11 protein-coding genes are annotated in these 10862 nt (G+C 40.5%); 1 reads left to right on the forward strand and 10 read right to left on the reverse strand.

The annotated features are described in order from the left end of the window. Nucleotides 1-47: 47 nt before the first annotated feature. The gene (gene ftsH / locus NE535_RS03625) at nucleotides 48-2015 is read right to left on the reverse strand and encodes an ATP-dependent zinc metalloprotease FtsH (RefSeq protein WP_280925362.1); all 1968 of its coding nucleotides are present in this window, start codon (nucleotides 2013-2015) and stop codon (nucleotides 48-50) included. 46 nt (nucleotides 2016-2061) lie between these two features. Continuing rightward, nucleotides 2062-2691 carry a 23S rRNA (uridine(2552)-2'-O)-methyltransferase RlmE gene (gene rlmE / locus NE535_RS03630; protein WP_261297328.1) on the reverse strand — a complete coding sequence of 210 codons (630 nt, stop codon included), beginning with the start codon at nucleotides 2689-2691 and terminating at the stop codon, nucleotides 2062-2064. Nucleotides 2692-2781: 90 nt separating this feature from the next. Between rlmE and yhbY the strand changes: the two genes are divergently transcribed. Next, on the forward strand, nucleotides 2782-3081 hold the full coding sequence (yhbY, locus tag NE535_RS03635; protein ID WP_261297329.1) for a ribosome assembly RNA-binding protein YhbY: 300 nt from the start codon (nucleotides 2782-2784) through the stop codon (nucleotides 3079-3081). A gap of 68 nt (nucleotides 3082-3149) precedes the next feature. Here the strand turns inward: yhbY and secF are convergent, their stop codons facing one another. The 8 genes from secF to nqrE all read right to left on the reverse strand — a co-directional run bounded on the left by secF (nucleotide 3150) and on the right by nqrE (nucleotide 10862). Then, nucleotides 3150-4073, reverse strand: a complete 924-nt coding sequence (gene secF / locus NE535_RS03640) for a protein translocase subunit SecF (RefSeq protein ID WP_261297330.1) — start codon at nucleotides 4071-4073, stop codon at nucleotides 3150-3152. A gap of 4 nt (nucleotides 4074-4077) precedes the next feature. After that, nucleotides 4078-5889 (reverse strand): protein translocase subunit SecD, encoded by a 1812-nt coding sequence (gene secD / locus NE535_RS03645; RefSeq protein ID WP_261297331.1) that lies wholly within the window; start codon nucleotides 5887-5889, stop codon nucleotides 4078-4080. A 144-nt stretch (nucleotides 5890-6033) separates the two neighbouring features. Beyond that, nucleotides 6034-6627 (reverse strand): hypothetical protein, encoded by a 594-nt coding sequence (locus NE535_RS03650; protein ID WP_261297332.1) that lies wholly within the window; start codon nucleotides 6625-6627, stop codon nucleotides 6034-6036. Between the two features lie 234 nt (nucleotides 6628-6861). Further along, nucleotides 6862-7338 (reverse strand): transcription elongation factor GreA, encoded by a 477-nt coding sequence (gene greA / locus NE535_RS03655; RefSeq protein WP_261297333.1) that lies wholly within the window; start codon nucleotides 7336-7338, stop codon nucleotides 6862-6864. A gap of 266 nt (nucleotides 7339-7604) precedes the next feature. Further along, nucleotides 7605-7826: a (Na+)-NQR maturation NqrM gene (nqrM, locus tag NE535_RS03660; RefSeq protein ID WP_261297334.1), complete on the reverse strand. Its 222-nt coding sequence runs from the start codon at nucleotides 7824-7826 to the stop codon at nucleotides 7605-7607. 25 nt (nucleotides 7827-7851) lie between these two features. Beyond that, entirely contained in the window at nucleotides 7852-8832 is a 981-nt protein-coding gene (locus tag NE535_RS03665; protein WP_425347441.1) for an FAD:protein FMN transferase, read from the reverse strand. A gap of 126 nt (nucleotides 8833-8958) precedes the next feature. After that, nucleotides 8959-10206 (reverse strand): NADH:ubiquinone reductase (Na(+)-transporting) subunit F, encoded by a 1248-nt coding sequence (gene nqrF / locus NE535_RS03670; RefSeq protein WP_261297336.1) that lies wholly within the window; start codon nucleotides 10204-10206, stop codon nucleotides 8959-8961. 47 nt (nucleotides 10207-10253) lie between these two features. Beyond that, the gene (gene nqrE / locus NE535_RS03675) at nucleotides 10254-10862 is read right to left on the reverse strand and encodes an NADH:ubiquinone reductase (Na(+)-transporting) subunit E (RefSeq protein WP_261297337.1); all 609 of its coding nucleotides are present in this window, start codon (nucleotides 10860-10862) and stop codon (nucleotides 10254-10256) included.

Genomic DNA, 10862 nt, shown 5'->3' on the forward strand with positions numbered 1-10862 from the left:
TAAACAAGAAAACCCCTTTCGGGGTTTTCTTTACTCATCAACTCAGCTTATTTAGCAGGTGATTCGTCAGTATTTAATTCGTCTTTTTTAGGTGCGTCATCTGCACTTGAAACGACATCTTCTGCTTTATCATCTTCTGCCGCTTGAGGTTTACTATTCCCTTTATCGTCAGATGAGTCATCAACTTGCCAATCAGCGGGTTGACGAACTTCACGGCGATTCATCAAGTCGTCAATTTGCAATGCGTCAATGGTTTCAAACTTCATCAGTGCATCTTTCATTGCATGTAAAATATCAAGGTTATCAGTCAAAAGCTGATTTGCACGTTGGTAGTTTTTATCAATAAAGACTTTAATTTCAGAATCGATTAACGCCGCAGTGTCACCAGACATTCCCTTAGCTTTGCCCATACTGCGACCTAAGAATACTTCACCTTCTTCTTCAGCATACAGTAATGGACCTAACTTATCAGAGAAGCCCCATTGAGTTACCATGTTACGCGCTATCGAAGTCGCATATTTAATATCCTGAGAAGCACCAGTAGACACTTTCTCGCTACCGTAAATTAACTCTTCAGCTAAACGTCCACCATAAGCTACGGAAATTTGAGACTCTAGTTTGCGACGACTTTGGCTAACTGCGTCAGCTTCAGGTAAGAAGAAAGTCACACCCAATGCTCGACCACGAGGAATAATCGTCACTTTATGCACAGGATCATGCTCTGGTACTAAGCAGCCTACAATCGCATGACCTGCTTCATGGTATGCGGTCATTTCTTTCTCTGCTTCAGACATAACCATTGAGCGACGTTCTGCACCCATCATGATTTTATCTTTTGCACGCTCAAACTCTTCCATACCTACCATTCTACGATTGCCACGGGCTGCGAACAGCGCCGCTTCGTTGACTAGGTTAGCTAGATCTGCACCAGAGAATCCAGGAGTACCACGCGCAATAACACTGGCTTTTACGTCATCTGATAATGGCACTTTACGCATATGAACTTTAAGAATTTGTTCACGGCCACGAACATCAGGTAAGCCGACAACAACTTGACGATCAAAACGTCCCGGACGCAATAAGGCAGAGTCAAGAACGTCTGGACGGTTAGTCGCAGCGATCACAATGACGCCTTCATTTCCTTCAAAACCATCCATTTCAACTAGCATTTGGTTTAGGGTTTGCTCACGTTCATCATGACCACCGCCTAAACCAGCACCACGTTGACGACCGACAGCATCGATTTCATCGATAAAAATAATGCAAGGCGCTGATTTTTTAGCTTGCTCAAACATGTCACGTACACGAGATGCACCGACACCAACAAACATTTCAACAAAGTCCGAACCTGAAATAGTAAAGAATGGTACTTTTGACTCACCAGCAATAGCTTTTGCAAGTAAGGTTTTACCTGTCCCCGGAGGACCTACCATTAAAACACCAGTAGGAATACGTCCACCGAGTTTCTGGAATTTTGTCGGGTCACGTAAATAATCAACTAATTCTTTTACTTCTTCTTTTGCTTCATCACAGCCTGCTACGTCAACAAAAGTCGTTTTTATTTGATCTTCGCTCATCAACTTGGCTTTACTTTTACCAAATGACATTGCGCCTTTACCGCCGCCGCCTTGCATCTGACGCATGAAGAAAATCCATACACCGATAAGCAGCAACATTGGGAACCATGAAATGAAGATTTGCGTCAAGAAACTTGATTCTTCCGCTTCTTGGCCTTTCATCGAGATACCTTTACGATCAAGATCATTGATTAAATCTTGGTCATACATAGGCATGATTGTAGTGAATTTCTCACCTGTACGCTTTGTTCCTTCAATCGTACGTTGGTCACTTTTAATCTCAACAGTATTAATTTGACCATTGCGAACATTATCAAGAAATGCGGAATAATCCATCTTCTGCGAGTTCGAAGAAGTAGGGGAATAACCCTGAAACACCGACATCAACACAACAGCGATGACGACCCAGAGTATTAAATTTTTTGCCATGTCACTCAAATTATTAGACCTCTATTACAGTCTTGCGATAATGGATATTAGACTACTACAACTTGTAACCAGTCGCCACTAAATAGACTTCTCTAGAACGTGCTCTAGAAGAGTCTGGTTTACGGGTTTTTACAACCTTAAATGCTTCTTTAACCGACTTCATATAATCGTCAAACCCCTCCCCCTGAAAGACTTTGACGGCAAAGCAGCCGTTTGGCGCCAATACTTGATGACACATGTCTAACGCTAACTCAACTAAATACATAGCTCGTGGTTGGTCAACAACATCTGCGCCACTCATATTAGGTGCCATATCGGATAATACCACATCCACTTTATCTTCACCTACACGACTAAGCAAAGCTTCAAGTACTTTTTCTTCCCTAAAATCACCCTGAAGGAAATCAACACCCACAATTGGATCCATAGGTAAAATGTCACAGGCGATGACTTTACCTTTATCACCAGCCAATTTAACGGCAACTTGTGACCATCCACCAGGGGCTGCACCTAAATCGACCACTGTCATTCCAGGTTTAATTAATTGATCTTTCTGCTGAATTTCCTCTAACTTGAATGCAGCTCTAGAGCGCATCCCCCGTTTTTGAGCTAATTTCACATAATGATCATCAAAGTGTTCTTGCATCCAACGACTCGAACTGGCCGTACGTTTTTTAGCTACCATCGAAATTCCGCAACGATTGAGAGTTACATAAAGAGTATATAAGGGTAGAATAGCCGTTTTTCAACAGTAACTCAGCAAAAGTTGGTATAAATGAACTTAACAACCAAACAAAAACAGCATCTAAAGGGATTGGCACACAGTTTAAAGCCAGTTGTGATGCTTGGTGCCAATGGTTTGACTGAAGGTGTTCTGGCTGAAATTGATAGCGCTCTTAATCATCACGAATTGATCAAAGTGAAAGTAGCCTCTTCTGATAGAGAACTTAAAAATGCCATCGTTGACGCCATTGTACGTGAAACTCAGTCAACGAAAGTGCAAACTATCGGTCATATTTTAGTTATCTTCCGTCAATCAGCAGAGATGAAAATTGCCATTCCAAAAGCAAAATAGTCTGTGATTTTAGTTAATATAAAGCCGCTGAATTCAGCGGCTTTATATTGTTAAAAATTGCACAAATATTACGGCGTATCGGGTAATGGTATAACCCTGTAATGGTCAGAATTTAAGCCCAGTAATTCAGGAAATGTTGCCCCAATAGAAATTGATGACCACGTCCCCGTTAAAATACCGATAAACATCGCAATTGAAAAACCTTCCAGCGGCGCCCCCCCCATAATCCATAATGCTACTACGGTTAATAATGTCGTACCGGAAGTCACCATAGTGCGCGAAAATGTCGATTTAATGGCTAAATTATTAATATCCGTGATATTCCATTGAGGCTTAATGACTAATTGCTCGCGTATCCTGTCGGCGATAATTATTGAGTCATTAAGTGAGTAACCCAAAATAGCCAATATTGCCGCTAATACGGTTAAATTGAATTCCAGTTGGCTTAAAGCAAAAAAAGCCAACACAAATACAACATCATGCACTAAAGCCAATAATGCACCGGATGCTAAACGCCATTCAAAACGATAACTGAGATACCCCATAATACATAACATGGCCATTAATAACGCTAAGCCGCCTTGCTCAACTAACTCTTGACCAACTTGAGGACCAACGATACTGCTGTTTAATACATTGATGTCACTCTGAAGCGGCGCCAATACTGTTAATAATTCCGGACGTTGATTTTCATCAGGGATATTGGCATAACGCAGTACCCATCGCCCTGGTTCACTAGCCGAAATGACACTGACCTCTTGTTGATAAGCGGCAACCATTAGCGGTTGTATTTCACTGGCGGTGATACGTTTATCGAGTTGAATTTCGGTGACCACCCCGCCGGTAAAGTCCAACCCCCAATTAAACCCTTTGATACCTATTATGCCTAAAGATAACAACATTAGCGCAATAGAAAGGATGCTCGATGCATAGCGCCACTTGGTTAGAAACTTAAGTTTATCTATCGTGTTATTCATTTGAGTTGAGTTCATGATATTACACCTTTATCGCGTGACGAGTATCACGGCCATACACTAAGTTAATGATGGCACGTGAAGCGAAAATGCCTGTAAACATACTAGTTAGCAAGCCTAAACCCAGAGTTAACGCAAAACCTTGAATGGGGCCATTGCCAATAGAAAATAACACTACGGCGGTGATCATAGTGGTGAAATTGGCATCAAATATTGTTGAAAAAGCACTATCAAATCCAACGTCAATAGCACTAGCAAAACTTCGACCTTCTGCTAGTTTATCTTTTATTCGCTCAAAAATAAGTACGTTAGTATCTACAGCCATACCCACTGTAAGCACTAACCCTGCAATACCAGGTAAGGTTAATACTGCCCCTGGAATTAATGCTAACAATCCAAATAACATCACCATATTAGCAATTAGCGCTATATTTGCTACCCAGCCTAAACGCCGGTACCAACAAGCCATAAAGAGTAATGTTAATGACATACCTAATGCTAACGCAGCAAAACCATTGACAATATTTTCAGCGCCTAAACTTGGGCCGATTGTGCGCTCTTCAATGATGGTTACAGGCGCAGTCATAGAGCCGGCTCGTAATAATAATGCCAACTGCTGAGCTTCTTGATGGCTACCTACACCGGTAATTTCAAAATTATTGCCTAACTGACTTTGAATAGTTGCCACGCTAATAACTTTAGTCGTCTGCTGTGATTTCCCCAGACTATTACGGCTATACTCGCTATAAGAAGTGGCCATTGGTTTACCAATATTATAGCGCGAAAAGTCTGACATTAACTTTCCTCCAGCAGAATCTAAGCTGATATTCACTTTTGCCATGCCAAAATCACCAGTGGCGGCACGCGCATCAACAATATGATCTCCAGCTAATACAGGGGTTCTCGCGACATAAATTGGATTGTTGGCTTGATCCTTTAACACTAACGCATTAATTGAACCATTCTCAAGAACAGGATAAAAAGCTAAACTGGCTGTAGCGCCAATGACATTTTTAGCGGTGGCTGGATCCTGTACACCTGGCAGTTCAATACGGATACGGTTGTCGCCTTGGCGTTGCACCAAAGCTTCAGTTATGCCCAGCTCTTCAATGCGGCTGCGCATAATTTGTAAATTCTGTTGTACGGTCAAATTAGTTAATTTCACCTTCTCATTTTCTGATAGCGCTACATTTAGTCTATCTTTTTGTCCTGTTACCTGCCATAACGGATATTGCTCTGCAATAAATTGTCTTATTTGTCCTCTCACCTCAGGCAAAGTGAGGTCAACTGTGACTTCAGCGCTGTCACCAGAGTGAATGCTAACACCGGTTATATGCTGTTTTCTGACAAACTGTTTTAACGAATCACCAACCATAATACTTTGTTGGCGAAAAACTAAATCTAAGTCGACATCCAATAAAAACTGCACTCCACCACGTAAATCCAGCCCCAGCTTAATGGGTTCAAATCCCATATTTAACAACCAAGTAGGCGCTGCAGGTGATAAGGATAATGTCACTTGAGCCTGTTTTTCAAACTCGTTTATTAAGGTGTTTTTAGCAAGCATTTGTTGCTGTGGGTCTTGCAAGACGACTAATACATTCTGCTGCTTTTGCTCAATGCGTTTACTGCTGATCCCCGCTTGATTTAATACCTGATAAACATGCTCAGAGGATAAGGTGTGTGATGATTTTGATGACAGTTGTACAGCTGCATCTTCGCCATACCAAGACGGAAGAGCGCTTAAAAAAAGTATTACTAACGTACTGATAAGCAGCCAATATTTCCACTGAGAGTAATGGTTTAATAGAGTCTTTTTTGATTTAGGTTTCATAACAATAGATCTCACAACATCGTGGAATAATAAATCCACGCAAACAATGCACCACAAGCTATAACTGCATTTATTGCAGATCAACAGCTCAAGGAAAATTCACTAGCGATAGCTAATGGTTATTTTTAATGTTGTGTTATACGTTTAACAAATGTGAGTATGAACGAAGAGTAAATTAGACTCTTTCCAACCGGAAAGCCTTGAAGGGGCTGATACAGTCGATAAAGTCCAGTCTAGTTGTGGACTGAAATCAATTTGATAACCAATTGCCAAACTTGGCACAGGAGGGGAAATAAACTCATATGCTAAAAGGTAGCTTGGTCTAATTTCATCCGAATAGTGTTGAGCTAAATTAATATAGCGTGCTGAATAGGTTGGAACATAATGTATGTCATTAGAGATGGGGAGCTTAGAAGATTGAGTGTTAACACTTGCTATATCAACTAAGTAGAATAAAGAAGTACCGATAACTGTTGATGGGTAATTGGCTGTAATCTCGCCATTTATAACTGAGTCGTTAATATCCACGATCAAATGAGGATGATTAACATCGGACTGATTTGATTGATGGTAAGCGATAACACAATTATCAATAGCAGTAGCAGAGGAACTCGTGCAGCTAGGTGCTGCAGAGTAATTTAATTGAGCTGATATTAAAGTATGATTAGTGGCAAGGAAGCTAGTGCTCAACCCCACAACAATCAATATCATTAATATTTTAGCCCAAGAAAACGTCATATAACCTTAACCTATTAATTAGTTTTATTACTCAATATAGTCGTAAACAATAAATCGCCAATAAAGTGTAAACTGCATGTGATGCTATTAAAAATAGCTTATAGCCAACTTCAGATAATAACTGCACCTGTCATATTCAGCAAATTAATTATTTTGCATGTAACAAAAAGCACTTAACATTTGATATTAAGTGCTCGATATAATTATGCAATAATCGTAAATATCTTTATCTGACTAGATATATTTTACCGACAAAATTTCATAATCTGTGATGCCACCTGGAGTGGCAATCCCCACTTCATCACCTTCATTTTTGCCAATAAGTCCACGGGCAATAGGCGAGTTAACAGAAATTAAATTCTGTTTGATATCAGCTTCATCATCACCCACTATGCGGTAAGTGACTTCAGCATCGGTTTCGATATTCAAAATAGCCACTGTAGTGCCAAAAATAACTCGCCCAGTATTTTCGATTTTAGTGACATCGATGATTTGAGCATTCGATAATTTGCCTTCAATATCACGAATACGCGCTTCACAAATACCCTGCTCTTCTCGTGCGGCATGGTACTCAGCATTTTCTTTTAAATCACCAAGCTCACGGGCAGATGCAATTGCTTCGGTAATTTTAGGGCGTCGATCAAATTTTAAGATTTCTAATTCTTTACGTAATTGATCAGCACCAACAACAGTCATTGGAACTTTATTCATGTTAAGCGATCTCCATAAAACAAAAGCATCCCGTGTCGATAAATTATCAACACAATTAAAATTGGTTTGGAATGACTTACTCTAACAAGTTAAAAGTAATTCGACAGGGATATACACAGATAATGGCAACAGCTTACCTAAGCTTTAACAGACTTGCTAGTCAGATGAGTAAAAATGCTGCCTTTGAAGTAAATAAACAAAACAACCCACTTCAATCGTGGGCTGTTAAAAACAAAACTCATTCAAATTATTGAAAAGATAAAATGCTAAATGATGCGATTTTGCGCTAACTTCTCACGGCGCTCTTCTTCCGCCATGCGGCGTTTACGTTTGTCGCAAGGATCATCACAATCACACGCTTTTTCGATGCCTAACACGCCAAGGCCGCCACAGCTTCCTTCCACAGCTTTTTTCTTAATAATATAACCAATTGACATTAAGACGAAAAAAACTAATAACACCACAAATGTCGCTATTAACTCGCTCATTTTGGACTCCAGTTTAATGGATGGTTTAATCAAGATAAGGCTTGAAGGCCTCACTGTAATAGACCTGATAACCCTGTTCCTGCTTTTCAATCAGCATTATTGCTAAATTCTGCTCTTTGGCAAGTGCTAATGATGCTTCAGTCCCAAGAACCATCATGGCTGTAGCATAACCATCTGCAGTCATTGAACTTTTATGTAATACCGTAGCTGAAGCTAATTTATGCTTAATCGGATAGCCGCTACGCGGGTCTATGAGATGTGAAAAACGCTCGCCATTCTCTTCATGGTAAATACGATAATCACCTGACGTAGCTAATGCCATTGTACCAAGTTCAATGACTTGTTGCACCTCTTGGCCATCTTCACTCGGTTTTTCTACCGCGATACGCCACTCACTGCCATCAGCCTTGTGGCCTTTAACACTAATTTCGCCACCTATCTCAACGAGATAACCAGACACTTGGTACTTGTCTAATAAGCTGGCAATTTTATCCACACCAAAACCTTTGGCTATTGATGATAAATCGACATACAAATCAGCACTATCTTTAATGAGTCGATTGCCATCTATTGTTAGCTCTGATATTCCCGTCTTGGCTTTAGCGGCTTGAATTGCCTCTAACGATGGGGATGTGGTTGGGCGTTTATCAGGGCCAAAGCCCCAAAGATTGACCAATGGGCCTAAAGTAATATCCAATGCACCATCGGTGATCTTGTATAAACGAATCGCTTCTTTTACCACTGTCAGTGTATCAGGAGAGACTTCCGTTCCTTGCCTTATCTGCAGTTTATTAAATCGCGATAACTCAGAATTTGGCCGATAGGTAGACATTTGATTATTGACAATTTCAAGTGCCATATCGATTTCGGTTTGCAGTAAGTTTGCTTCAGGTAATTGATCATTTCGAATCACAGTAATGTGATAAGTTGTGCCCATGGTTTTACCGGCTAACTGTAAAGTCGGTTCAGGCTGAGAACACGCAGTGATAAGGCTTATCACTGCCATAAAAATAACGCTGCGAAGTAAATTAACCATAATGCTCTATTTCTATAAAACAAAAATTGCAGTCCGTTAACGAACTGCAATTTACAAAAAATTAAGGTGCTCTAATAGCACCTTAATTTAATTAACTTAACCGCCGAAGTCATCTAGTAAGATGTTTTCATCTTCAACGCCTAAATCTTTTAACATCGCAATAACTGCTGCGTTCATCATTGGAGGTCCACACATATAGAACTCACAATCTTCTGGTGCATCATGGTCGCGCAGGTAGTTTTCATATAATACGTTATGAATAAAACCTGTATAACCCGTCCAGTTATCTTCAGCTTGAGGATCAGATAATGCAACATGCCATTGGAAGTTTTCGTTCTCAGCCGCTAGGCCATCAAAATCTTCCACATAGAACATTTCACGCTTAGAACGAGCACCGTACCAGAAGCTCATCTTACGCTTAGAGTTAAGACGCTTAAGTTGGTCAAAAATGTGCGAACGCATCGGAGCCATACCAGCACCACCGCCAACGAATACCATTTCAGCATCTGTGTCTTTTGCAAAGAACTCACCAAACGGACCTGAGATTGTCACTTTATCACCGGCTTTTAAACTCCAAATGAATGATGACATCTTACCGCAAGGTAAGCTCAAATTGCGTGGTGGTGGCGTTGCAATACGCACGTTTAGCATAATAATGCCAAACTCTTCTGGATAGTTAGCCATTGAGTATGCACGAATAGTTTCTTCGTCTACTTTTGATTCTAACTTGAAGAAACCAAAATGCTCCCAATCGCCGCGATATTTTTCAGGGACATCAAACTCAGCATATTTAACATGATGAGCTGGTGCTTCAATCTGAATATATCCACCTGCGCGGAATGGAACTGATTCTCCATCAGGAATTTGCAGCTTAAGCTCTTTAATGAAAGTCGCTTTGTTATCGTTAGAGATAACTTCACATTCCCATTTTTTGATACCGAAGATTTCTTCTTCTAGCTCAATTTCCATGTCGGTTTTAACGTTAACCTGACAAGCTAAACGACAACCTTGACGGGCTTCGCCTTTGCTAATGTGATCAAGTTCGGTAGGAAGAATGTCTCCACCACCAGACTTGATATGTACGCGACATTGACCACAAGAGCCACCGCCACCACATGCGCTAGATACGAAAATACCGCTATTTGATAAAGCACCAAGTAACTTGCCACCTGCGCCTGTTTTAATTGCTTTGTCAGCATCACCATTAATACCAATGGTGATATCACCGCTCGCAACCAGTTTCGATTTAGCAAATAAAATCACTAAAACCAACACCAGTACGATAACGGTAAACATACTCACACCTAGATAAACATCTATTGGAGTAGATTCAAGAATACCCATTCACTTATTCCTTAAAGGTTCAAATTAATGCTTCGTCTCAGTACTTCTTACAAAGAAACACCAGAGAACGACATGAAACCTAGAGCCATAAGACCTGCTGTAACAAAGGTAATACCTAAGCCACGTAGACCGTTTGGCACATCAGAATACTTCATTTTCTCACGGATACCCGCTAACAATACAATTGCTAACGCCCAACCGATCCCAGAGCCAATACCAAACACTACGCTTTCGCTTAGGTTATAGTCGCGCTCAACCATAAATGATACCGCACCGAAAATCGCACAGTTAACAGTAATCAATGGTAAGAAGATACCTAACGCGTTGTATAAAGGTGGAAAGTACTTATCTAAAGTCATTTCCAAAATTTGTACTAGCGCTGCAATCACACCAATAAAGGTAATAAACTTCAAGAAGCTTAAGTCTGCTTCTGGAACGCCAGCCCAAGCCAGTGCACCAGGGGCAAGTAAACCTTGATAGATGATTTGGTTAGCAGGTACTGAAATGGCCAAAACCACAATAACTGCAACACCCAAACCCATCGAGGTCGTCACTTTTTTAGACACAGCTAAGAAGGTACACATACCCAAGAAGAAGGCTAATGCCATGTTCTCAATGAATATTGAACGAATTAATAAACTAATATAATGTTCCAT

It is taken from the genome of Shewanella holmiensis (genome assembly GCF_025370255.1).
Lineage (GTDB): Bacteria > Pseudomonadota > Gammaproteobacteria > Enterobacterales > Shewanellaceae > Shewanella > Shewanella holmiensis.